Origin of the sequence: Streptomyces sp. NBC_00258 (genome assembly GCF_036182465.1) — a bacterium.
Classification (GTDB): Bacteria; Actinomycetota; Actinomycetes; order Streptomycetales; family Streptomycetaceae; genus Streptomyces.
The window spans coordinates 9,331,882-9,355,004 of record NZ_CP108081.1 but is presented as its reverse complement, the minus strand read 5'-3'; the positions used below and the strand labels follow the sequence as shown (position 1 = coordinate 9,355,004).

The window sequence follows — 23,123 nt, the reverse complement described above, 5'->3', positions numbered from 1 at the left end:
GCTGTGCGTCAGGGCCTGACGTAGGCGCTGCGCGCTTCGAGGCCCTCCCGGGAGAGGGTGAAGTTCTGCTGGAAGGACCCCTGCCGCAGGATGTGCGTGACGGACTTGACGAAGTAGTCGCCGTCGTACGTACGGCCCGAGCCGCGCACACCCACCAACTGGCGCGGCTGCAGGATGTAGCCGTGCCGGTTCACGTCGAGCGAGCCCGAACCGGAGACGACGTCGGCGGACACGGCCGCGCGTGCCAGGAGTTCGGCCTCGGCCTGTTCGCGCTGGTGCTTGGCGGTGCCGGAGAGGGTCCTGCGCTTGAGGGCCGGAGTGGGACGCTTGCCGAGCGGCGGGCGCAACGGGCTGATCGGCGGCTGGGGCAGGAGGGTGGACTGCCGGGTGCCGGGGTCCTGCCAGCGGGCCTGCGGCTCCTCGCGGGCCGTCCCGTCATAGGCGAACGTGAGCTGGTCGACGGTGGAGTTGGCGTCCATGTTGACGTTGAGGGCGTGCTGGCGGATGCCGAGGCGCACTTCGGGTCCCCAACGGGCGGAGGACTGACCGGGGTTCGGTCCCGGCTCCAGATAGAACGTGTAGCCGTTCGCACGGGCGAGTTCGTTGATGTACTGCAGATCGGTGCTCGTCTGGTAGTGGACGCGGAGGTCCTGGTGCGGAGGCTGGGACACCTTCTCCGTGTAGACGTCCGGCCGGATGCCGTAGTCGGAGTACCGGCGCAGGATGGCCAGGACGCGTTCGGACGGCGGCAGGTTGGGGTAGCGGTCGGTCCGCTCCTCCAGGTCCATGAGCAGGGAGAGGTCCTCGCCGGTGACGGTGAGCGTGGAGTGCCCCGGCTGGTTGCTGGCCCCGACTTCCTGGCGCACCACGAGCCCGTCGAAGAGCACCTCGGGGGTGCCTCGGACGGTGACGGTCACGATGAGCCGCGTCTTCGGGTCGAAGAAGCCGTCGGGCAGGAGGGTGCGGCTGATGAGCCCGTTCTTGGTGAGGTCGAAGGCGAGCTGGAAGCCGGAGCGCTCGCCCGCGGTGGCGGTGATCTGGGCTGAGAGGAGTGCCTCAGCGACCTCCGCGGGCACGGGCTTGGCCAGCTTCGGCCCCATGTGCAGGGTGATGTGAACGGGGCCGCGCCCCACGGGCAGTTCAGCCACGCCGGACTCCCTGCGGACCCTGCGGGAAGTACCCGGCGAGCGGCACGTGGACTTCGCGGCCTGGCTCGTCGGTGAGCTCCTGCGGGTCCAGCACCGGGTTGGCGTCGGCGATCTGCCACCACTGGCCGGGGTCGCCGAAGTAGCGCTGCCCGAGCAGATCGGGCCGCTCACCGGTGCGGACGGTGTGCGTCTGCGTGTCGTCGCCCGTCTCCTCGATCGGAGGCAGCAACCGCCGCTTGGCGTACCGGACTTCGGTCCCGTCCGGCAGCCGGTGCACGCCTATCTCGGCATCGTGGTACCGGCTCGTCCGGGGGTACGGGTGGGCCCCCGGTATCGCGTCAAGCGCGTTCTCGTACGGCTCGATGTCAGCCATGGTTTCGCCCCTCAGCCCCTTCCCACCCCGATGCCGGCGGAGCCGAGCCCCAGCGACCCGATCCCCGCGGTGCGCGCGGCGGCGGCGAGGCGCTCCTTCTGCGCGAGATGCGCGTAGTACAACTCGGCACCCGGGTGCCCCATCGGCAGATCGCTCACGGTGAGCACCTTGAGTCCGATGCTGAGCGAGGCCCGGATCGGATTCAGATTGACGTCGAACGCGGACTCGTTGATGGACAGCTCGGTGAGCCGCACGGGCATGACCCTCTTACTCCCCCAGGTGAAGAGAGTGAGCGGCATCTCGATCGGAGAGATCTCGATGGTCCCCTTCTGCGACTGCCGGGTGGCTTCACGGAGTTGGGAGGACGTCGGCTGCACGAGCATTTCGAGCACGGCCAGTTGGGGGTGGATGCCGTCGGGTGCGGCGATCTCGAACTGGTCGGTCGCATCGATCTCGGCGGTGAACTTCCAGGTCTCCTGGGCGGGGCCTTTGAGGCGGAGCGCTTCGTTTCTGTCCCCGCTCCCACTGCCCCCTCCGCCGGAGTCACCGCTGCCTCCGGCGGACTGGGGCGAGAGGCTGCGTTCCAGGGTGTCGGGGTTGAACTGGAGGATGATGATGCGTTGGGGGGTGCCGGTGTCGGGGTCGATCAGGACTATTCCGGAGCGGATGGGTTTGGGGATGTTGGCGTAGCGGGTCACAGGCGGGCCTCCAGGCGCTCACGGAGGTCTTCGTAGGAATGGTTCGGGAACATGTCAGGGAAGATTCCCAGCATCATCGTGAGGTTGGTCGCGATGTCATCCAGTCCCGGATCGTTCAAATCCGCGTCGGCGAAGAGGTATTGCCAGCCGTAGGCACCTTTAGTCACCAGGATGTTCTCCAGATATGTGCCGTAATCGATACCCAGACGTTCAAGACGCTCTTGACTCATGTCGTAAAGCCAGATCTCGTGATCCTCGCGTTCCGCTGCCACGCGCAACCCTGTCACGCGACCCGAGCCGGCCATCGGTTCCTGATCTATGATCCTGAGTTCGGCGAGGATCTCGTTCTCTGCTTCGGTGAGTGTCGGGTCCTGCAAGCCAGCAGGTCCCTCGACTAGGCATCGATGAATATGTGTCAGGCAGAACTCCCCGATGACGTCAGGGTCGGCCGTGGTGTTCCATCGGGCTCGAAGTTGGTCAGGCGCGAAGAAGTACTCACGGAACGGCGATTCGGCCAACCGAATACCGGTACGTTCGGCCACGTCACGCAACACCCAGTCGGGATCGGCAAGCTCTGGCACGACGGCCGGGATGCCCCTTGTGTCCACATCCACACCTTCGACCTCTTGTAGTTCTTCGATGGCGCGCACGCACCGTGCGGCGAATCCTTCGTGGGTGTTCACCTGTGTCCCTCCCGGGGGTTCTACTTCGGGTACCAGTCGATGCCGGTACTCTGGTCGGCTTCCTTTTTTCGCAACTTGCTGACGGCCTCAGGGATCTTCTCCTTCATGTCCTCCGACATCTCTCCCTTCTTGGCTTCCAGATGGGCCTCGACGTCGTCCACCGAGCCGAAGAGTTTCCGCGGGAGTTGAACCTTCTCCCCATCCACCTCGACGCTCCTGGCGCCGTTTGGTGTTGTACCGGCGATGACGCGAGCAATGGGCAGTTTGTCGCCCCCTATTGCGGTGTTGATCTTCCCTTCGCCAGCAGAGTTAATCTTTAGCTTCTTGGCTTCACTCTTGTCGGGGAGGCGGATGGTGTTGGGAGGCTTGTACGTCTTGATCGGGTCTTTGTCGGGAGTCCATGAACTGTGATCACGGCGGGGCTTTCCGGGCTTCCATTTGTACCCGCCATACTTTGCAGTGATCATGCTCGGGAATGATCCCGGGTACCCTCCGAACCTCGGTGGGTCGCCGGCCGAAGAGGAATGAAAGTCAACGTTGACCTCATACCAGATCAGCTCGTTCGGCTTCGGCATGGAGTCGCGGGCCTCAAGTTCGATGTTGCGCTTGAAGTCGCCGTTCATCTCGTTTCGGCCGGGAACAAGGTTATTCCCGGATGCCATTCCACCGATGTTCTCCGCAATCAAGTGCTGGCGCACCCAAGCGGTATCCTCCTGCATGTCGTTAGAGGTTATGTACTCCCACCCAAGGGGGTATCCAGCGTTCGCCCGGTTGGCATCCTGCCCCGTCTTCTTGACTCGCTCGCTCAGGAATTTAGCTTCGATTGTCCCGGCTCTGGCATCGGTGAAGGTCGGCCATTTAGGAGTTGGGAGATCGTCCTTCTCCAGATCCTTGAGGAACACCTCATCCTTGTCCCGTCGTGCCTTCATGAAGTCTTTTGTGGGGTTCAGTGTGGCATTCAGAGTTACTTCCGGATCGCCTCTGCCGGTGAGGGATGTCAGGCGATTCCATGCTTTGAGTTCCGCCATCATCTTGCGGAAGTCCGTCAGCATCATCCTGTCCTCGACCTTGTCCGTGATCTTGGGTTGGATGCGAGCGATGATCTTCCGAAGTCGATCGTCCTTAGCGTTCGATGACTCTTCCTCCTTCGTCCGTTCATCCTTCGATTCCGGACCCTTGGGCCTGCCCGGCCTGGTTCCGTCCTTGTCGGGCTTCTCCTTGCCCGGTCCGGGCTTCTTGCCGTCGGTATCCTTCCTTCCCTTACCGTCGGTGTCAGTCTTGCCTTTACCGTCCTTGTCGGCCTTGCCGTCCGAGTCGGTGTTGTCCTTCTTGTCGGAGCCGTCGGTGTCCTTCTTGCCACTCCCGTCCGAGTCGGTCTTGTCCTTGTTGCTGTCGGGCCCCTGGTCCTTGCCCTTGTCGTCCGGGGTGGTGTCCTTCTTGGTGCTGCCCGGGCCGTCCGTCTTGTTGGGATTGGGCGTAGTGGGTTTCGGCGACGGTGTCGGCTGGGTGTCCTTCTTGTTGTCCTTGTTCTCGTTCTTCGGGTTGCCGTTCTTGTCCTTGGACGTGGGAGGTGTCGGCTTGGTCGACTCGTTGCTCGGGGTGTTGTTCTTGCCCTCGGTCTTGTCGTTCTTGTTCGTGGGGCCCTTGGGCTTGGGGGACGGAGACTGAGTGTCCTTGGGTTTGGCCGGCGCGTCCTGGTCCTTCGGCTTGGTCGGGCCGTCCTTGTCTTTGGGCTTGGCGGCAGGGGTCTGGTCCTTCGGCTTCCCAGGACCGGCTTGGTCCTTCGGCTTGCCTGGACCGTCCTGACCCTTCGGCTTGCCCGGCGTGTCCTGGGACTTCTTGCCGGGTGGCGTCGTGGCCGTCTGCGTCTTGGGGGGTGTCGACGAGGGCGCACCCTTGTCCCCGTCCTTGTTGGACCCCTTGTCGTCCCCGCCGCCCTGGCCGTCCTTGCCCTTGTCCGTACCGCCGCCCTTGTCCTTGCCCATGTTGGCGGCGACGCCCTTGAGCCGCTTGCCCACCTTCGACACGTACTTGCCGATGCCGCTGAGGATCAGCTCGTAGGCCATTTCCAGCAGGACGACGATGCCGGCCGCTATCGCCTTGGCGAAAAGGACGCCCGCGCCGCCCTGGCGTACGGACTTGAGCCAGGTGATGACCGCGCCGATGGCCTTGAGGATCTCGCCCAGTGAGCCGATCGCTGCCTGGATGGCCTCCATGATGGCCGCGCCCCATCCGGCGCCGGGGATCAGCTTCGCGAGGACCTTCGTGATGACGATCTCGCCGATGATGAACGGGAGTTGGGGGACGATCGCGTCCCACACCTCCTTGGCGATCTTGTCGAGGGTCCAGCCGCCCTTCATGAGCTTGTTCCAGACGGCCTCGGTCAGGCCGGTGATCTCCTTGACCTTGTCGTTGAACCACTGCTTGACCGCGCTCTTGACCTCGTTGAAGAGGTGGTTCTTCGCACCGTCGTACGCGGAGTTCTTCGCGCCGCTCAGCCAGCCGCCGGGGTCGGACAGGATGTCGACCAGGATCATCATGAACTCGCCGAAAGCGGCGATGAACTTCGTCGCGAAGTCGAGGACCGCCTTGAGGGCGTCCTTGCAAGCCTTCAGGACGTCGAGGAGCATCTTCTTCAGGACGTTCAGGATGTCGCTGAGAAGCTTCGCGATGGACTCCAGCAGATCCTTCATCATCTGCTTCAGCGCCGCGGCGAGCCTGGTGACGAAAGCGAGCGCCGCCTTGATCAGGTCCGTGATGAACTTGCGGATGCGGCGGCCGATTTCGATGATCGCTTCGACCAAGGACACGACGAACTCGATCAGGTCCTCGATGAACTTCTTGATCATCTCGACGATGCCCTCGCGGGCCGCGTTGATCCAGCCCTCGACCGTCTCCTTGAAGTTCTTCAGCGCCTCGATGATCGCGTTGCGGGCGTCCTTGATGATCTGGACGACCTTGTCCCGCAGCTCGATGAACTTCTCTTTGATCCAGTCGAGCGTCTTGGACAGCCAGCCCTTGGAGTCGTCGACCTTCTCGTCCTTCTTCTTCTCCGCGTCCTCCTCGGCCTTGTCGCCCTTGTCCTTGACGTCCTTGTCGCTGGTCTCCCTCTGCTTCCCGACGTCCTTGTCGGTGTCCTCCTCTTCCTTCTTGACGTCGTCGCGGATCTTCTTCTCACGGTCGGACTTCTTCGTGCCGAGCTTCTTCAGCTCTTCGTCCTGGTCCTTGGTCCAGTCGGAGCGCTGCTTGTCCACGTCCGTCAGGACACCCTCGCGCTTGCCCGTCTGCTCCTCGGTGTTGGACCGGACTTCCTTGTCGACCTGCCGCTTGTGCTTGTCCTGGGACGTGCGGGTGTCCTGGGTCTTCTTCTCCCGCCCCTTGCCCATGTCCTGGCGGCCGTCGCTGAGAGCCTTCTTGAACTGCGGCTTGCGCTCATGCTCGGCCACTTCCGAGGCCGCTTCGGGCGGTACGGCACCGGTGCCCGCACCGCCTCCGCCGACACGCGACTTGCCGCCCTGCCCGGCCGGCACCTTCCCTTCGAGCCGTTCCTTCGGCGCGTCCGGGTAGACCTGGTCCTCGCCCATCCTGCGACCGGCGTCGTCGGCACCGGTCTCGGCGGCTTCCTGGCTCTTGTCGTCGGTGTTGCCGCCCTGCTCCTCGGTCTTCTCGTCGGCCTGGCCCTTCATGTCGACGCCCGGCGCGGTGCCGTTCTGCGCCTCCTTCATGGCCTCGTCCTTGGTGGGCATCCCGGCGAACTGCGCGGCCAGGTCCTCCGCCGTCACGTCGAAGCCGAGCCAGTCGCCGATCCCACCGATGGCGTAGCCCGCCATCATCCCGATCTGGTCGAAGAAGTCCGGCTCCTCCATCTCCTCGGCATCGATCTTGCCTTCAGGCTTCTTCTCGCCCTTGACCTCGGCCTTCTCGTCCGTGGCGTCTTCGGCGCGCGCAGCCTTGTCCTCGTTGTACTGCGCCGCTTCCTCGGAGTCCGGATCGCCGTGCAGCGTCTTCGGCGCGCCGGTCGGGCGGTCCATCGCGGGCGGCTTGGACGCCAGTTGCCCGTGTTCCTTGCCGACGTCCTTGTCCACGGCGCCGCCGACGCTGTCCATCGCCTCGACGGCCTGGTGCGGCTTGAGGTTCGACGCGGCGGAAAGGCCCTCCTCGGGGGAGCCACCGGAGAGGTCCGGCGCCGCCTTGGACGCCTTCTTCGCCTTGGCCGCGGAGCCCTTGCCCCCGCCCGTGGAACCGCCCTTCGAGCCGCCGCCCCCAGCGCGCGCAGCCGCGGGAGCGGCCCGGGAGCCCGAGTCGTCCCCGCCCCCGGATTCGGCCTTGCTGTCCGCCCCGCTCTCCGGCTGCGGAGCCTGCTCCTTCGGCTTCTCCGTACGCGCTTCCTGGGCCCTGGGGCTCGGCCTCTCCGTACGGGACGGGGAGCGGGACTCCGTACGTGAGCTTGAACTCCCCGGGTCCGAGCCGGAGTTGCCCCCGTCCGAGGAGGACGGGATGGAGGTCGAGCCCGACGACGGTGTCGCACCCGTATCGGCCGAGCTGTCGGAACCGGTCGTCCCGCCGCCGGACGCGGACCCTTCCGAAGTGCCGCTCCCACCCTGGTCCTTGGGCCCCTTCGACTCCTGCGGGCCAGGGGACTCCTCTGCCTTCGCCGCTCCTGAAGCACCCTCGTCGGAAGCCGCCTTCTCGCCCTCGGCTCCCTTCTTGGCCGAGTCCGCCGGGGACTCGGTGGCCGAGGTGTCGGAGCGGGCCTGCGCGGAGTCCTTTCCACCGCCCGACGTCTTGTCGCCCGGTCCGCCCGCGGCCGGCGTGCCCTTCTCCTCCTTGGCGGCCTGCTCGGCCGTGTTGCCGCCGGTCTCCTTCGAACGGTCCTTGGCCTCCTGCGTGGTGGCCTCGGCGGCAGCCGGACCGGCCTTGGGGTCGTCGCCCTGCTTGGGATCCTTGGAGGCGACGCCCGGCGCGGGTTTCGGCTCGGACTTCTCTTCGGGGTCGAGTTCGCTCTCCGTACGGCGGCCCTGCTCCGCGGCCTCCTCCTCGGCACCCGGCACGGGCGGGGAGTCCTCGGTGCCCGGGTCGTCCTTCTCCGCCGCCGCCTCGCGCTCGGCGTCCTCCTGGTCCTCCTGCTCACGTTCCGCATGGACCTTGTCGGCCTTGGTCGGCGGCGGGGCGAGAAGGGTGGGGGTGGGCGGGGCAGAGTTCGCGGCGGACTCATCGATCTGGTCGGAGGTCGGAACGTTCGACACGTCGAGGTCCTGCTCCGGCAGGAAGTCCTCCGGCCTGAGCTTGATGTCCCAGGCACTCTCCTCCCCGCCGCCGACCTCCACCTCGGAGTCACCGCCCTGGCCGGCGGACTCCTCCCGCTCCTCCTCGTCCTCCTGGTCCTGGGCGCGGACCCCGTCCAGCGTGCCGGCACGGCCGGGGAAACCCTCGTCCTTGCCCGTGTCCTTGGGGATGCCCTCGTCGCGGCCCGGCTCGTCCCTCTTGGCCGCCTCGGCGTCGGCGGCGCTCTCGCGGGCCTTGGCCGCGGCCTCGTCCTCGGCGTCGGCGCGCGGGCCCTCCGCCCCCTCCTGGCCGGCTTCCTTCCTGGCCTTCTCCTCGGCCTGCTTCGCCTCGGCCCGGTCGCCGTCCTTCCCGCCGCCCTGCTTCCCCTTGTCCTGCTGCTGCCCCTGCTGTCCGTTCTTCTCGGTGCCGGACTTCTCGCCCTGCTTCCCGCCCTGCTTCGCGGCCGACTGCGCTCCGGCCTTCTCGCCGGCCGCGGCCTCCTGCTGTCCCGGCTTCTGCTCCGACTGCGCGGCGGGCGAAGTGGGCTGCTCGCCGTTCCCCTTGGGGCTGGACGCGTCCCCGCCCGTCCGTGGGTCTGACTCCTTCTCGTTCTCGGCCTTCCCGGCGTCCGCGCCCGGAGTGCCGCCCTGCGGGATGGTGCCGCCCGCGTTCTCCGGCGTACTGCCCGCGGCGAGAGCGGTGTCCCCGGCCCCGTCGACGGCCTGCTTCTCCGGGCCGGGGGCGGGCCCCGTCCGCTCGGAGCGCAGCTGCTCCTCCTGGGCAGCCTCCTGCTCCTTCTCCCGCTCCGCCCGTATGTCCTCGGCGGTGTCCTCCTCGACCTCCGGAGCGAGGAGGCCGCGCTGCCGGGCGGTGGCCTCGCTCTCCGCCCGGCCGTCCTCGTCGATCTCCGTGACCAGGTCCACCACGAAGTCGTGCTCGGATGAGAGCAGCCGGTGCTCCAGGCGATCCAGTACGCGCTCCTGAAGCTCCTCCGAGAGCGGGGCCAGGGAGGCGCGGACGCGCTGCGCGCTGTCCGTCGGGTCGGTACGGAGCGACCGGACAACCGTGTTGGCGAGACGGTCGACCAGTGTGGCGGGGTCGAGGTGCTCAAGCCGATTACGGTCGGCGTGGACGGTGGTGTAGCGCATCCACGCCGGTGTGTTGGCCTCCGGGGCGACCTCGGGTGCCTGCTCGCCGCGTGCCACGGCCTGGGCGGTGTCCTCTGCGGCGCGCTCGGCCGCCTCGTGCGGCGCGCTGACCTGGCCCAGGTCGCGGCCGGCCGTCAACGTGCCGCTGGCGAACGGATGTTGGATCGTGTGCAGCAGTTCATGCGCGAGCAGGGCGCGGCCCTGCTCCGTGCCCGGCTGGTACTGGCCCTCGCCGAAGAAGATGTCCTGTCCCACCGCCACCGCGTCCGCACCGAGCATGCCGGTGAGGGCGCCCGCGTCGCGGTCGGTGTGCAGGCGTACGGCGCCCAGGTCGTGGCCGAGCTGCTCCTCCAGCTCCCGGCGCACACCGGCGTCCAGTGGCTGCCCGGCCCCGCCGACGATGTTCTTCGGCTCGGGCGCCCGGTTCTTCGCCGCGCGCTCCTTGCGTTTGCGGCGGCGCTCGGCGGCGGCCTGCTCGGCCGCCTGGGAGTCCTGAGAGGCGGAGGTCGTCATCGCGTCACCTCCCCACGGCCCGCGAGCCCCGCGTGCACCGCGCGGGCCAGCTCCTGACCGAGGCGGCGCGCGGACAACCCGGCGGGCATCGGGGGCAGTCCCGACACCCCGTCCACCGATACGGCGCCGTCCGCGGCCAGCGGCACCCCGTGTTCCCGTACGAGACGGGTCAACTCCCGCTCGAACGACGCCGATACGCGCATCGGGTCCATGGACGAGCCGAAGCCGTCCAGGACCAGCTCGCCGATGTCGACGCGGATCTCGCGCGGCTCGGGGCGACCGGCCGCGCTCTGCCGATGCGGCGTGTTCACACCCATCCGCGGACCTCCCCCGGGGTCAGGGAGCGCTCCAGCTTGAGGTACTCGGTGCGGGCCGCCGCGAGCATGTGCCGCATCTGCAGCCGGTCGCCCTCCTCGGCGGCGAGGAACGCGCCGGACAGGGCGATGTTGCGGATCGAGCCACCGGCGACGGTCAGTTGGGCCAGCAGTTCCGGCTCGATGCCCTTCGTGGGGGTCCTCGACGGCAGGACCCTGCGCCAGATCTCGGCACGCTCGTGCTCGGCCGGGAACGGGAAGTCGACGACGAAACGGATCCGGCGCATGAACGCCGTGTCCAGGGCCTTCTTCATGTTGGTGGTGAGGATCGCCAGCCCCCGGTAGGCCTCCATCCGCATCAGCAGATAGCTGACTTCGAGGTTGGCGTACCGGTCGTGGCTGTCCTTGACCTCGCTGCGCTTACCGAAGAGCGCGTCGGCCTCGTCGAAGAGGAGGAGAGCGCCACCGGCTTCGGCGGCGTCGAACACCTTCCGCAGGTTCTTCTCGGTCTCGCCGATGTACTTACTGACCACCTGGGACAGGTCGACGATGAAGAGGTCCAGGCCCAGTTCCTTGGCCATGACCTCGGCGGCGAGTGTCTTGCCCGTCCCCGAACCGCCCGCGAACAGGGCCGTGACGCCCAGCCCTCGGCGCAGGGTGGCCGCAAATCCCCACTCCTGGTGGACAGTTGCCCGCTGACGCACATGCGCGACGATCTCGCGCAGCACACTCGTCTGCCGCTCGTGCAGCACGAGGTCGTCCCAGCCCGCCTCGGGCTCGATACGGCGACCTTGGTCGTCCATGCCGACACGGGCCTCGTTCATTCCGGCCCGCCAGGCGAGTCGGCCGGCGTCCAGCTCGTCCTCGCCGGGCAGATCACGGCGTACGGCGGCGGCAGCGGCACGTACGACATGGGGCGGCAGCTGGAACTGCGCGACCAGCGACCGCAGTTCGCCCTCCGGGATCTCGACGACGCCCTCGAACGCGCCCGTCCACAGGCCGAGTTGCTCCTCGTCGTCCAGTCGCGGCACGGCCACCCGCTCTCCGTGCGGCCGGTCCGTCCGGCGCGGGTCGGCGCTCGACACGACGACGGGGACGGCCGCTCCGGCGAGGAACGCGTCGGCGGCCGCGTGCTGGTCACGGTCGAGTTCGCCGGCCTCCACGAGCAGGGCGGCGGGCAGCAGGATCGCCTCGCGCTGCCACAGCCGGGCCAGCCGGTCGCGCTCCGCCGGGTCGGTGGGGATGTCCTCGGCGCTCATCGCGTACAGCCCGAGCCCGGAGCGGGCCGCGGCCGCGGCGGCGATGTCGGCCCGGCTGCGAAGATCGCCGCCGACCACCTCGACGAGCAGGGGCGCCTCCGGCCGCGCGCCGGTCGTCCAGCCCGTGGCGACCCGGTTCGCGGCCAGGTCGTACGACGGCGGCAACTCGTCCGGAACCGGCGTGCGGCGCAACTGGCCGTGCAGACGGGCGTCCAGGTAGGGCGAGCCGAGCAGGAAGTGCAGGATGCGCTCGTCGAGCCGCAGCCGGGACAGCGTCAGCCGCGAGTCGTCGTCCAGCTCCACGATCCGCCAGCGTCGCAGGGGCGCGACCGGGGTCAGCGCACTCCAGTGCGGCTCGGCGAGGGCGGCCAGCGCGAGCGAGAAGGTGGGGTGCGCGCGCTCCGGATCACCGCTCGCCGCGGCACACCGGGCGGCGGTCGTGGCGTCCAACTCGTAGGCGGCGGTGAGGAGTACGAGGTCCCGCTCGAAGGCACTGAGCCCGAAGCAGGCGACGAGGGCGTCGAGGGGCGCGGTGGCGGGACCCGCCGGGTGCTGTACCGGGTGACCGGCGTCCTCCGGCCCACCGGGACGGGGGCCGGAGCCGGGGCCAGAGCCGGAGACAGGGCCGTCGTCGGGCCCGGGCGCCGAGCCCGTTCCCCGGCCGGATCCCGATTCCGAACCCGTCTCCGAACCGGATCCCACTCCCGGGCCAGTGCCCGTCCCCCGGTCCGGCTCGGCGGCACGCGCCGCGCGGGCCGCCCTCGCCGCATGGGCGTCGACACGGGCCAGGACGCGCCGGATCTCCGCGGTCAGCGTCGTGCTGCCGTCCGCCGTGCCGGGTGTGCCCGTCTCGTTCGTCCCCATGCCCTCACCTGCCCCCGTCGTTCCCACGCCGCCTCAGTCCTCCGTGCCCTCGGGGCCGTCGCCGGCCGTCGAGGTGTCCGCGGAGGATGCGGATGATGTGGAGGGCGCGGCTCCCGTGCTCTTGGCCGCGCCGCGCGCCGACCTGCCGGACTGGGCCGACTTGCCCGACTGGGCAGCCTTGTTGGGCTGTCCCTCCTTGCGGGCGCGGGCCGGTGCCTTGGCGGCGGCCTTCACCGGCGCCTTCGCGGGAGCCTTCGCCGGCGTCTTGGCCGCGGCCTTCGCGGCAGGCTTGGCTTCGGGCTCGGGCTCGGGCTCGGTTTCAGGCTTGGCGGGCGTCTTGGCGGCAGCCTTCGCCCCCGCCTCACCGGACCTCTCGTCGGAAGCCCCGCCCTCCGGGGACGCGGACCCGTTCGCGGACGCGCCGGGCGGAACCGGCGCCCCCGGCGCCCCGAACGGCAGCACCCGCACCGCGGGCCGCTCCACCGGCTTCGCCGGCACCGGCACCTCGCGCCCCTCGATGAAGACGAGAGCCGCCTGGTACACCACCGACAGCGTGTACGGGGTCTGGTGGAGCATCCCCCACAGCTTCGAGGTCTCGTCGATGTCCATCACCGTCGGCGTGAACCGCACCCGCTGCGCCGCCTCGGCGAGGTCGCTGCCCGCCAAGTAGGGCTTCTCCCCGGCCAGTTCGATGATGTCCTTCGGCAGGACGGGTATCTCGTGCAGTGTGCGCACCACGGAACCGATCAGCCGCTGCCCGACCAGTTCCGACTCCTCGCCGTAGGCGCTGATCAGGAAGTGCAGGTCAAGTGCCGCGGCGGGCCGCTTGAGCAGCGTGCCGTCGGACGCGCGGGTCGGCAGGTCGTTGTTCCGCTGCGAGGTGTTGGGCGTGACCTGGTACAGGAACACGGTGATGGTGGGGTCGGCCGGCGGATCGGCCGACGGCTTGCGCGGCTCGACCTTGACGGCCATGTCGATCTCGGGCTGGAGATTGGCCTCGATCAGCAGGGCGAGGGCCTGGGTGACGTGGGCGATGGCGAGTGCGTTGCTCATGTCGTCAGTTCCTCAGTCCCAAGTTCCTCGGTCCCACCAGGTCCGCCCTCGGTACTCCGGCGGTCGTCTCGTCGTTCGTTCCTCACTCGCGCCCCCTCGCCAGGTACTCCGCCAGGCTCACCGTGGCCCCCTGCCGAGCCGGGGATGCGAGGCCCCGGCTCCCGCCACCCGCGGCCGCGGGACCCGCAGCCGTCACTTCGAGCCGCCCGATCTGCACCTGCACCACCTGCTCGCCCCCGCGGCCCGGCCGTCGGCCCGCGGCCTGCCGTACGGCGTCCCGGGCCGCCGCCGTGTCCGCCGGGCTGGGTCGCAGCGCGGCGGACACGGCGGCAGGGGAAGCGGTGGCCGCACCCGAGGGGAGGGGCACGGACACCGCGCTCGGGGAGGAGGACCGCTCCGGCTCGCCCCGTCCGGCGGAGCGCCGCGCGGTGTCGGGGGCGGGCCGTGGCCCCGGCGCCACCGGCACGGCGGGCCTGAGCAGCGGAGCCTCGGGCAGGTCCCGCGCCACGGGCCGGGGCGCGGGCTCGTCCGACGACGCCCGCTCGGGCCGTACGACGGTCCGCTCGCGCTCCGTACGGAACTGGACCTCGCGGACCGCCGGGCGCGCCAAGTCACCGTCGGACGTGGGTGATTGGGCGGAGGCCGGCCACAGCGGCTCCGCCGTCCCCGGCTCCTGCGCGTCGGTCCGTACCGCCTCGACCCGTTCGAAGGGTCCGGCGAGTCGCGGGCGTACGCGTGCCACGCCGGGGCGCGGCGTGGCGGCCGGGGTGTGCCGGGCGAGCAGCCGGTCGAAGAAGTCGGGCGCCCGGGACTCTCCCGCGTCCCCCTCTGCGGGGCGCCCTCCCACGGAGTCAGTCATCCGCACACAGCTCCAGGTAGTAGCGGCGCCTCAGCGGGCTGAGCGCCAGGATCTCCGGCTCGCTCCAGCCGTACGCGGTGGCGAGCAGATGGACGTCGAGGAGCACGTCCCGTGCCCAGGCGTCCAGTTCGGTCCACAGGTAGGAGGCGATGTCGAGTTCGGCCCGGGTGGCCGCTCCGCACTCGGGGCAGTTGACGTTGAGCGTGACGTCGGCGCCCGGGTCGGCCTCCTGGGCCGCCTCGGCGAGCCGGCGCTGCACCGTCTCGGGCAGCGCGTCGGCGGGGACGTCCACCCCGTCGCGCACCGCCGAGACGACGCAGCGGGCGAGCAGCGCCCGCCGTGGATCCGGGTGCCGGGCGGCCGCCGTCAGGTCGGCGACGCCCGGCACCCGGAACTCGATCTCCCAGCCGTCCTCGGCAACTCGCACCGAGGGTTCGGCGGGAGCACCTGTCGACCGGGCCAACTCCCCGGCGTCCAGGTCGAATTCCATGTCCTCGCCGCAGGCGGAGCAGGGGAGGCGCACCTGCATCCGCTCGCCGAACAGGGCCCGGCGCAGCGCGAAGAGGTCCGCCTCCCGCTCGCCGACGGGCAGCGCGGACAGCGTCTCGCCGCCGGTGTCGGGGCGGGCGGCGCGGTGCAGCAGCAGGGCGCGTCCGGACGGGGCCTGGGCAAGCCCGGTCTCCCAGGTGGTGAGTAGTTCAGCCGCCCGAGTGTTCGTCATGCCCGCCCCCGTTCCGTACCCGCCCCGCCGCCCCCGCGGCCCATCTGTCGTTCAACTCGCCACCGTTCAGGCAGGGTTGAGGAACGAGGGCTCCTCCGGCTCGGGCACCTCGTAGTCCCGCTCCCAGCCCTCGCACTCCAGCTTCAGCGACTGGATGGCCACCGCGTTGGCGTTGGCGTCCAGCTCGCCGAGGACCTGGTACTCGCTCGGCCAGGTCCGGTAGAGCTTGTGCGAGACGGCGACCTGACCGGCCTCGTTGAGGACCTGGATCACGATGTCCTTGCGGAAGTCGGCGAGGGACACCTCGGAGCCCAGACCGGCCCCGACCTGCCAGACCTTGTTGGCCCAGCGGTCGAACTCGGGGTCGTGCGTGACCCCGCGCTCCAGGGTGATGCCCTCGAACTCCGAGCGCCCCGGCGACTTGCGCGGGGAGCTGGGGTCTCCGCCGTGCCGGTGCTTGACGACCTCGGTGGTCCGCTTCAGCGGACTGATCTTGCTGATGCCCGCGACCGTACGACCGTCCCACAGCACAAGGAACTTGAAGTTCTTGTACGGGTCGAAGCGCTGGGCGTTGACAGTGAACTCAGCCATCGGTTTCCTTCACGTTCTCCGTCACCTTCATCGGGCTCAGAGCTCGAACTGCCCGGACGTCTGCTGGATCCTGACGATCACGAACTCGGCGGGCCTGACCGGCGCGATGCCGACCAGGACGTTCACTACGCCGTTCGCGATGTCCTCGTCCGTCGTGGTGTCGTGGTCGCACTTGACGAAGTACGCCTCGCGCGGCGTGCCGCCCTTGAAGGCGCCCTGACGGAACAGCGTGTGCAGGTACGAGGAGGCGCCGAGGCGGATCTGCTGCCACAGGTTCTCGTCGTTGGGCTCGAACACGACCCACTGCAGGCCTCGTTGGAGGCTCTCCTCGACGTGCAGCGCGAGCCGCCGCACGGGCACGTACTTCCACTCGCTGTCGAGCGCGTCGGAACCCTCCAGGGTGCGCGCGCCCCACACGAGCGGGCCCACCAGCGGCATGGTGCGCAGGCAGTTGACGCCGAGCGGGTTGAGCAGCCCGGTCTCGCGGTCGGTGAGGTTGACCGTGAGCGAGTGCACGCCCGCGAGCCGTGCCTCGGTTCCGGCCGGCGCCTTCCACACCCCGCGCTCGGAGTCCGTGCGCGCGTAGACCCCGGCGACCGCGCCGGACGGCGGGAAGGAGCGCAGCCGGCCGGTGAGCGGGTCGGTGAGCTGGAGGTGCGGGAAGTACAGGCCCGCATGGTTGCCGCGTACGGCGTCGTAGGCCGCGAGTCCGGCGCGGGCGGTGTCCACGCTGACCCAGGTGCCGGGTGCGTCGACGAGGAGGAAGATCCGCCGCTCCTGGCAGAGCCGCTGGGCCGCCGAGACGACCGTGATGGCGTCCTCGGTGGACTCGTACGCCGCGAGCTCGGGCAGGACGAGCAGGTTGACGTCCGCGACGCCGCGCAGCGCCTGGATGCCGGTCTTGTCGGCCTCGCTGCCGATGAGGTCGCGCGGTCCGGGCGCCCCACCGTCCTCGCCGCCCTCCAGCGGGAAGACGGGCGGGTTGACGGAGGCCTCAAGACCGAGGTCGTTGGCGCACTCGCCGACGAAACGGACGACGTCCTCGGGGTCGGTGGAGCCCGCGACGACCTGGATGCGCTTGCCGAAGGCGGTGACCTCGGCGCCCGCGAAGGCGTGCTTGCCCGGAGCGTCGGGCAGCGCCCGCAGCTTGCGTTCGAGCAGCAGGGCCAACTCGGCCACGTTGGACGGGGCTTCGCCGTCGCAGTCGGGGTCGTACAGCGTGAACTCGCGCTCGACCTCACCGATCTTGACCGTCAGGTCGACGGCCAGGTCGGGCAGTTCGTGCCCGAACGGCTTGGAGACGGTCCCGGACGGGTCGGGGCGGCCCTCGCCCACGGCCTCGACACGGATGAGCCGCGACCCCGCGTTGATCACGGTCGGCGCGTGCCGGCCGTGCGAGGCGTCCATGGACAGACCGGTGAAGCTCTCGCGGGCCTCGCCCTTGGCGTCGTACACCCGCAGGTTGAACGTTTCGTCCGGGCAGGGCGTGTCGTAGTCGACGGCGACGCGCAGACCGTTGCCCCACACGCCGGGCTCCTTGGCGTGCACTTCGAGGACCGCGCTCTCGCTGTGGCCCTCGGTGGACTCCAGGGTGACGCAGGCGGCCTTGCCGCTGCCCGCCTTGGCGACGCGGACGATCACGGCGACCGTGCCGCCGTTGCCGAAGAACTGGTGCACGGCGTAGCCGACGGCGCTCTGCGAGCTCAGACCGCCGAAGCGGCGCTCGAACTCGGTGAAGCTCGTGACGCGCACCGGCTCGTTCAGCGGGCCGCGCCGGGTGTGCCCCACGAAGGCGGTCACCGAGGTGGTGACGGTCGAGATGGTCCGGGCGCTGCTGGGAAGCTCTTCGACGTAGACGCCGGGATACGTCGGCCTGGCAGTGTTCACCGCGCTCATCGGCATTCCCCCTCCTAATCCGTTCTCGGGCACCGGGTGAAAGGCACCAAGAGGCGGCAGAGGGAGACGTCTCGTTCACGGCGCACGCGGAGGTCTCCGGACACGCGTGAGCGCTCCGGACCGCGGCACCGCATCAGCTTTCCCCCGTCAGTGCCCCGGTCGGACGGCCGTCCGGGGTCAAGCAGCACGCTTGTGACTCCTGATGCTCAAGTGCTCAATCCACCGTGCTGTGTCGGCAGTTGCGCATGCAAGGCAGGTTCACGCCACGCATGGAGGAGGTTCGATGAAGGGCACGGCGCACAGCTCGCACACGATGTACTCGTGTCGGGGCAGCTGATTCACGGATTCCCCACAGGCCGTGGTGCAGCAGAATGGGGCGCATGTCCCGACGCACCCCGCAATCCCGCAACCAGCGCCGTTCCGCCCCCGCGCACAACCCCTCCTGCCCTTGCGGTCTTGCGGAGACGTACGAAAAGTGCTGTGGCCGATTTCATCGGGGTCAGGGCGCGGCCCCCACCGCCGAGGCACTGATGCGCTCGCGGTACTGCGCATTCGTGAAGCGCGACGAGGCGTACCTGCTACGGACCTGGCATCCCCGCACCCGCCCGGCCCGCGTCGAGTTCGATCCGGCCATGCGCTGGACCGGCCTGGAGATCCTCGCCACGAGCGAGGGCACGGCCTTCCACACCACGGGAACGGTGACCTTCCGGGCGTCGTACACCGGGGGCTCACTGCACGAGCGCAGCCGATTCGAGCGGGTCGAGGGGGCGTGGGTGTACGTGGACGGGGACATCGGCGAGTAGCCCCTTTAGGGGGCTCGGCCCCGACAGGGGCGCGGGGAACTGCGCGACAAACCCCCACGCACCCGCAGTCGAACAACTCCCGGCCGAAGCCCGGAAGTTCAGACCTCCGGGCTCAGAACGTCCAGTTCCTGAAGCGCACCCACGACGATCTCCCGCGTCAGTTCCTCCGCGCGAATCGCGTCCCCGGCACGGACGGCCTCCGCGACCTGAACGTGGAGCGTGACGGCCGCAGGGTCGGGATCCTCGAACATGACCTGATGGTGAGTACGCCCCGCGAGAACCTCGGCGACCACGTCACCGAGCCGCGCGAACATCTCGTTGCCGGACGCGTTCAGCACGATCCGGTGGAAGGCCACGTCATGGACGAGATACCCCTCCAGTTTGTGACCGCGCGAGTTGGCCACCATGCCGAGGGCACACTCGGTGAGCTCGGCGCACTGCTCGGCCGTGGCGTGCTTGGCGGCAAGCCCCGCGGCGACGGGCTCGACGGCACAGCGCAGCACGGTCAGCGAGCGCAGCTGCCGCGGCCGGTCGGCGCCCGCCAGTCGCCACCGGATGACCTGGGGATCGTAGACATTCCACTCGTTCGCGGGACGTACGGTGACGCCGACCCGGCGACGGGACTCGACCAGGTGCATCGACTCCAGGACCCGGACCGCCTCGCGCATCACGGAGCGTGACACCTCGAAACGCTGCGCCAGCTCGTCGGTGCGCAGCACGCTGCCCGGCGGGTACTCACCCGCGGTGATGGCAGGACCGAGGCTCTCCAGTACATGGCCGTGCAGCCCCCGGCCCGGTGTGCTCATGGGGTTCAGCCTACGAGTCGGACGGCGGGAACAAAAAGTCAGACTTATACGTCACAGACTCTTGAATTCATCTGACCTATGGGTTTCAGTGTCGTGACGGATGCGGCACCTGACGTACATCCGGCATCCAGATGTCGACACCGGGAAGTCGAATCCGAGTGTCGAAGAAGACAGCGAGGCAGTGATGAACACCCCCCACGTCGTCGTGGTCATGGGAGTGGCAGGCACCGGGAAGACCACCATCGGTCCCCTGCTCGCCCAGCGGCTCGGCGTTCCCTACGCCGAGGGCGACGACTTCCACCCCGAGGCCAACATCGCCAAGATGACGGCCGGGACACCGCTGACCGACGAGGACCGCTGGCCCTGGCTCGACGCCATCGGCGCCTGGGCACACGGGCGGGCCGGCCTCGGCGGGGTGGTCAGCAGTTCAGCACTGAAGCGCAGCTACCGGGACCGGCTCAGGTCGGCCGCTCCCGGGGTCGTCTTCGTCCACCTCACGGGCGACCGGAAGCTCATCGAGGACCGGATGGCGCACCGCCAGGGGCACTTCATGCCGACGGCGCTCCTGGACTCCCAGTTCGCCACCCTCCAGCCGCTCCAGGCGGACGAGACGGGTGTCGCCGTGGACGTCTCCGGCACCCCCGAGGAGATCACCGACCGGGCCGTGACCGCGCTGCGCGGCATCGACCGGTAACTCCCCGGCCCGACAAACCCCCCTCTCAATCCCACAGACTTCCCCTCCCCCAAGGAACACCACCGTGACCAGACTCAGCGTCGAGATGCTGGCAGCGGACCCCGTCGAGCCGATCACCTCGGCGGGCCACGCTCAGCTGGGCATCGCCGTACTGGCGGGCATAGCCGTCATCGTCCTGCTCATCACCAAGTTCAAGCTGCACGCCTTCCTCGCCCTGACCATCGGCTCGCTGGCCCTAGGCGCCTTCGCCGGAGCGCCCCTCGACAAGGCGATCACCAGCTTCTCGGCCGGTCTCGGTTCGACCGTCGCCGGTGTGGGCGTCCTGATCGCGCTCGGCGCGATCCTGGGCAAGTTGCTCGCCGACTCCGGCGGCGCCGACCAGATCGTCGACACGATCCTCGCCAAGGCGAGCGGGCGCTCGATGCCGTGGGCGATGGTGCTGATCGCCTCGGTGATCGGACTGCCGCTGTTCTTCGAGGTCGGCATCGTCCTGCTTATCCCGGTCGTCCTGATGGTCGCCAAGCGCGGCAACTACTCGCTGATGCGGATCGGCATCCCGGCACTCGCGGGTCTGTCCGTGATGCACGGGCTGATCCCGCCGCACCCCGGCCCGCTGGTCGCGATCGACGCGGTCAAGGCGAACCTCGGCGTCACCCTCGCCCTCGGCATCCTGGTCGCCATCCCGACCGTGATCATCGCGGGCCCGGTCTTCTCCAAGTACGCGGCCCGCTGGGTGGACGTCCCGGCTCCGGAGAAGATGATCCCTCAGCGCGCCTCCGAGGACCTGGAGAAGCGCCCCGGCTTCGGCGTCACCATCGCCACCGTGATGCTGCCGGTCGTGCTGATGCTGGCCAAGGCGCTGGTCGACATCGTCATCGACGACCCCGAGAACATGGTGCAGCGCGTCTTCGACGTGATCGGCTCTCCGCTGATCGCCCTGCTCGCGGCCGTGCTCGTCGCCATCTTCACCCTCGGCCGGGCGGCCGGGTTCACCAAGGACCGGATCTCCTCGACCGTCGAGAAGTCCCTCGGCCCGATCGCGGGCATCCTGCTGATCGTCGGCGCGGGCGGCGGCTTCAAGCAGACGCTGATCGACTCCGGTGTGGGCCAGATGATCCTGGACATATCCAAGGACTGGTCGATACCCGCGCTGCTGCTCGCCTGGCTGATCGCGGTGGCGATCCGGCTCGCGACCGGTTCCGCGACCGTCGCCACCATCTCGGCGGCCGGTCTCGTGGCCCCGCTCGCGGCCGACATGTCGACCACGCACGCCTCGCTCCTGGTACTCGCCATCGGCGCCGGTTCGCTGTTCTTCTCCCACGTGAACGACGCCGGGTTCTGGCTGGTCAAGGAGTACTTCGGCCTCAGCGTCGGCCAGACCATCAAGACCTGGTCGGTCATGGAGACCATCATCTCGGTGGTCGCCGGCGGCCTGGTCCTCCTGCTGTCCCTAGTGATCTAGCTCGCAACCCGGGAGTAGTACGGCGATGACTCACCCTCTCTTCGACATCAGCGGCCGTACGGCACTGGTCACCGGGTCCAGCCGGGGCATCGGCCTCGCGCTGGCCCGGGGCCTCGCCGAGGCGGGCTGCACGGTGGTCCTGAACGGCCGCGACACCGACCGGCTCACCAAGGCCGCCGCGGAACTCCCCGGTGAGATCCACACGGCCGCCTTCAACGTGACCGACGGCCCGTCGGTGGCCGCCGGAATAGCGGACGTCGAGGAGAGGGTGGGCCCGCTGGACATCCTCGTCAACAACGCCGGGATGCAACTGCGAGCACCCCTCCTGGAGTTCGCCGACGCCGACTGGCACCGCATCCTCGACACCAACCTCACCAGCGCCTTCCTCGTGGGCCGCGAGGCCGCCCGTGGCATGACAGCGCGCGGACACGGCAAGATCGTCAACATCTGCTCCCTGCAGAGCGAGGTCGTACGGCCCGGGATCGCGCCGTACGCCGCCACCAAGGGCGCGCTGAAGATGCTTACCAAGGGCATGTGCGCCGACTGGGGGCCGCACGGCGTCCAGGTGAATGGCCTGGGCCCCGGTTACATCGAGACCGAGCTGACCCAACCCCTCGTCGACGACCCGGAGTTCAGCGCCTGGGTCCGCCGACGGACCCCGGCCGGCCGCTGGGGCCGTACGGAGGACCTGGTCGGCGGAGTCCTGTTCCTCGCCTCCCCCGCAGCGGACTTCGTCAGCGGACAGATCCTGTACGTCGACGGCGGCATGACCAGCGTTCTCTAGGTTCTCCGAAAGTCTGAGTTCCCCGAAAGGGTGTGTGCTGATGCTCGGTTGCGTGATCCACGGCCAGGACGACCTGCGCGTGGACGAACTCCCGGTCCCCTCCCCCGGCCCCGGCGAGGTCCTCGTCGCCGTGCGGTTCGGCGGAGTGTGCGGATCCGACCTCCACTACTGGCGGCACGGCGGCGTCGGCGACTTCCGCCTCCGCGAGCCGATGGTCCTCGGCCACGAGGTGGTCGGGACGGTGCTTCTCCACGGTGACGGCACGTCAGTCCCCGCTCCCGGTACGCCTGTTGCCGTGCACCCCGCGACACCCTGCGGGGAGTGCCCCGAGTGTTCCGACGGCCGCCGGAACGTGTGCCGCGACACCCGCTACCTCGGCAGCGCGGCCCGCACGCCCCACGTCCAGGGCGGTTTCGCGGCCCAAGTCGTCGTCCCCGCCGAGCAGTTGCGGACGATTCCCGCCGGACTCCCCCTCCGCCGGGCAGCATTGGCCGAGCCCCTGTCCGTCGCACTCCACGCGGTACGACGGGCCGGCGACGTGACCGGCAAGCACGTCCTCGTCACCGGCGCCGGACCCATCGGCTGCCTGGTCGTCGCGGCGGCGAAGGCGGCGGGTGCCGCTCGGGTCACCGTCACGGATCTCCTCCCGCGCGCCCTGGAGTACGCGGTGGCGGCGGGCGCGGACGAGGCCCTGCGGGCGGACGACCCGTCCGCTCCCGCCTGGCCCTCCGAGGTGGACACGGCCATCGAGGCCTCGGGCGTCGCCGCCGGCCTCGACACCTGCCTCCGCCTCGTACGCCGCGGCGGGGTCGTGGTCCAACTCGGCATGCTGCCCCCTGGCCAGTCCCCCTTCGCGGGCAACCTCGTCGTCAGCCGCGAGATCGAACTCCGGGGAGCCTTCCGCTTCGACGCGGAGTTCGACGACGCACTCGCGCTCCTGGCACGAGAGCCCCGCTTCGACCACCTGGTCAGCGCGGTGGTCCCGCTCAGCGAGGCGGAATCGGCCTTCACCCTGGCGGCAGACCGAGCGGAGTCCTGCAAGGTACTCCTGGACTTCGAGGCGCCGACGCCCCTTTGAGCCGCGGGAGAACAGCGCCCCGATAAGGGCGCGGGGAACCTGCGCGACCAGCCACATCGGCCCCACACCCACCCACCAAGCACCGTCCCCCGTCCAACCGCCGGAGGCCAC

18 protein-coding genes are annotated in these 23,123 nt (G+C 69.4%); 5 read left to right on the top strand and 13 right to left on the bottom strand.

What is annotated here, in order from left to right; genetic code table 11:
• Window positions 1-8: 8 nt before the first annotated feature.
• The 12 genes from OG718_RS41675 to OG718_RS41620 form a co-directional block, all read right to left on the bottom strand.
• Window positions 9-1,148: a hypothetical protein gene (locus OG718_RS41675; protein ID WP_143635739.1), complete on the bottom strand. Its 1,140-nt coding sequence runs from the start codon at window positions 1,146-1,148 to the stop codon at window positions 9-11.
• A complete protein-coding gene (locus OG718_RS41670) occupies window positions 1,141-1,521 on the bottom strand; it encodes a hypothetical protein (protein ID WP_143635740.1) in 381 nt (126 codons plus the stop codon). The genes OG718_RS41675 and OG718_RS41670 overlap by 8 nt, the downstream gene beginning before the upstream one ends.
• An 11-nt stretch (window positions 1,522-1,532) precedes the next feature.
• Window positions 1,533-2,219: a hypothetical protein gene (locus OG718_RS41665; RefSeq protein ID WP_143635742.1), complete on the bottom strand. Its 687-nt coding sequence runs from the start codon at window positions 2,217-2,219 to the stop codon at window positions 1,533-1,535.
• A complete protein-coding gene (locus OG718_RS41660) occupies window positions 2,216-2,902 on the bottom strand; it encodes a hypothetical protein (protein ID WP_328846626.1) in 687 nt (228 codons plus the stop codon). The genes OG718_RS41665 and OG718_RS41660 overlap by 4 nt, the downstream gene beginning before the upstream one ends.
• A 20-nt stretch (window positions 2,903-2,922) precedes the next feature.
• Window positions 2,923-9,828 carry an eCIS core domain-containing protein gene (locus OG718_RS41655; protein ID WP_328846625.1) on the bottom strand — a complete coding sequence of 2,302 codons (6,906 nt, stop codon included), beginning with the start codon at window positions 9,826-9,828 and terminating at the stop codon, window positions 2,923-2,925.
• Window positions 9,825-10,145 (bottom strand): hypothetical protein, encoded by a 321-nt coding sequence (locus tag OG718_RS41650; protein ID WP_143635747.1) that lies wholly within the window; start codon window positions 10,143-10,145, stop codon window positions 9,825-9,827. The genes OG718_RS41655 and OG718_RS41650 overlap by 4 nt, the downstream gene beginning before the upstream one ends.
• Entirely contained in the window at window positions 10,136-12,265 is a 2,130-nt protein-coding gene (locus OG718_RS41645; RefSeq protein ID WP_328846624.1) for an ATP-binding protein, read from the bottom strand. The genes OG718_RS41650 and OG718_RS41645 overlap by 10 nt, the downstream gene beginning before the upstream one ends.
• A 33-nt stretch (window positions 12,266-12,298) precedes the next feature.
• A complete protein-coding gene (locus tag OG718_RS41640; protein ID WP_328846623.1) occupies window positions 12,299-13,318 on the bottom strand; it encodes a DUF4255 domain-containing protein in 1,020 nt (339 codons plus the stop codon).
• Window positions 13,319-13,400: 82 nt separating this feature from the next.
• The gene (locus tag OG718_RS41635; RefSeq protein WP_328846622.1) at window positions 13,401-14,177 is read right to left on the bottom strand and encodes a hypothetical protein; all 777 of its coding nucleotides are present in this window, start codon (window positions 14,175-14,177) and stop codon (window positions 13,401-13,403) included.
• Entirely contained in the window at window positions 14,170-14,898 is a 729-nt protein-coding gene (locus tag OG718_RS41630; RefSeq protein WP_328846621.1) for a T4 family baseplate hub assembly chaperone, read from the bottom strand. Before OG718_RS41630 ends, OG718_RS41635 begins: the two co-directional genes overlap by 8 nt.
• Window positions 14,899-14,964: 66 nt before the next feature.
• Entirely contained in the window at window positions 14,965-15,489 is a 525-nt protein-coding gene (locus tag OG718_RS41625) for a phage tail protein (RefSeq protein WP_055614510.1), read from the bottom strand.
• Between the two features lie 36 nt (window positions 15,490-15,525).
• Window positions 15,526-17,391 (bottom strand): phage tail sheath family protein, encoded by a 1,866-nt coding sequence (locus tag OG718_RS41620; protein ID WP_328846620.1) that lies wholly within the window; start codon window positions 17,389-17,391, stop codon window positions 15,526-15,528.
• 374 nt (window positions 17,392-17,765) lie between these two features.
• On the opposite strand from OG718_RS41620, the gene OG718_RS41615 reads away from it, so the two are divergent.
• Window positions 17,766-18,188 (top strand): YchJ family protein, encoded by a 423-nt coding sequence (locus OG718_RS41615; protein ID WP_306940857.1) that lies wholly within the window; start codon window positions 17,766-17,768, stop codon window positions 18,186-18,188.
• A gap of 98 nt (window positions 18,189-18,286) precedes the next feature.
• On the opposite strand, the gene OG718_RS41610 is transcribed toward OG718_RS41615, so the two are convergent.
• Window positions 18,287-18,994: a FadR/GntR family transcriptional regulator gene (locus OG718_RS41610; RefSeq protein ID WP_143635759.1), complete on the bottom strand. Its 708-nt coding sequence runs from the start codon at window positions 18,992-18,994 to the stop codon at window positions 18,287-18,289.
• A gap of 184 nt (window positions 18,995-19,178) precedes the next feature.
• Between OG718_RS41610 and OG718_RS41605 the strand changes: the two genes are divergently transcribed.
• From OG718_RS41605 to OG718_RS41590, 4 genes are all read left to right on the top strand, one after another.
• Window positions 19,179-19,688, top strand: coding sequence for a gluconokinase (locus OG718_RS41605; RefSeq protein WP_143635761.1), 510 nt, complete (start codon window positions 19,179-19,181; stop codon window positions 19,686-19,688).
• Between the two features lie 64 nt (window positions 19,689-19,752).
• Window positions 19,753-21,150 carry a GntT/GntP/DsdX family permease gene (locus tag OG718_RS41600; RefSeq protein ID WP_143635763.1) on the top strand — a complete coding sequence of 466 codons (1,398 nt, stop codon included), beginning with the start codon at window positions 19,753-19,755 and terminating at the stop codon, window positions 21,148-21,150.
• A 25-nt stretch (window positions 21,151-21,175) separates the two neighbouring features.
• Window positions 21,176-21,934 carry an SDR family oxidoreductase gene (locus OG718_RS41595; RefSeq protein ID WP_328846619.1) on the top strand — a complete coding sequence of 253 codons (759 nt, stop codon included), beginning with the start codon at window positions 21,176-21,178 and terminating at the stop codon, window positions 21,932-21,934.
• Window positions 21,935-21,974: 40 nt separating this feature from the next.
• Complete coding sequence (locus OG718_RS41590) at window positions 21,975-23,012, top strand: L-idonate 5-dehydrogenase (RefSeq protein ID WP_328846618.1); 1,038 nt, start codon at window positions 21,975-21,977, stop codon at window positions 23,010-23,012.
• Window positions 23,013-23,123: the final 111 nt, after the last annotated feature.

Bases quoted from the DNA above. Each gene is read 5' to 3' on its own strand.
- OG718_RS41625 (WP_055614510.1), bottom strand. From the start codon at position 15,489: ATGGCTGAGTTCACTGTCAACGCCCAGCGCTTCGACCCGTACAAGAAC.
- OG718_RS41645 (WP_328846624.1), bottom strand. From the start codon at position 12,265: ATGGGGACGAACGAGACGGGCACACCCGGCACGGCGGACGGCAGCACG.
- OG718_RS41655 (WP_328846625.1), bottom strand. From the start codon at position 9,828: ATGACGACCTCCGCCTCTCAGGACTCCCAGGCGGCCGAGCAGGCCGCC.
- OG718_RS41620 (WP_328846620.1), bottom strand. From the start codon at position 17,391: ATGCCGATGAGCGCGGTGAACACTGCCAGGCCGACGTATCCCGGCGTC.
- OG718_RS41640 (WP_328846623.1), bottom strand. From the start codon at position 13,318: ATGAGCAACGCACTCGCCATCGCCCACGTCACCCAGGCCCTCGCCCTG.
- OG718_RS41670 (WP_143635740.1), bottom strand. From the start codon at position 1,521: ATGGCTGACATCGAGCCGTACGAGAACGCGCTTGACGCGATACCGGGG.
- OG718_RS41630 (WP_328846621.1), bottom strand. From the start codon at position 14,898: ATGACGAACACTCGGGCGGCTGAACTACTCACCACCTGGGAGACCGGG.
- OG718_RS41635 (WP_328846622.1), bottom strand. From the start codon at position 14,177: ATGACTGACTCCGTGGGAGGGCGCCCCGCAGAGGGGGACGCGGGAGAG.
- OG718_RS41615 (WP_306940857.1), top strand. From the start codon at position 17,766: ATGTCCCGACGCACCCCGCAATCCCGCAACCAGCGCCGTTCCGCCCCC.
- OG718_RS41605 (WP_143635761.1), top strand. From the start codon at position 19,179: ATGAACACCCCCCACGTCGTCGTGGTCATGGGAGTGGCAGGCACCGGG.
- OG718_RS41650 (WP_143635747.1), bottom strand. From the start codon at position 10,145: ATGGGTGTGAACACGCCGCATCGGCAGAGCGCGGCCGGTCGCCCCGAG.
- OG718_RS41610 (WP_143635759.1), bottom strand. From the start codon at position 18,994: ATGAGCACACCGGGCCGGGGGCTGCACGGCCATGTACTGGAGAGCCTC.
- OG718_RS41590 (WP_328846618.1), top strand. From the start codon at position 21,975: ATGCTCGGTTGCGTGATCCACGGCCAGGACGACCTGCGCGTGGACGAA.
- OG718_RS41595 (WP_328846619.1), top strand. From the start codon at position 21,176: ATGACTCACCCTCTCTTCGACATCAGCGGCCGTACGGCACTGGTCACC.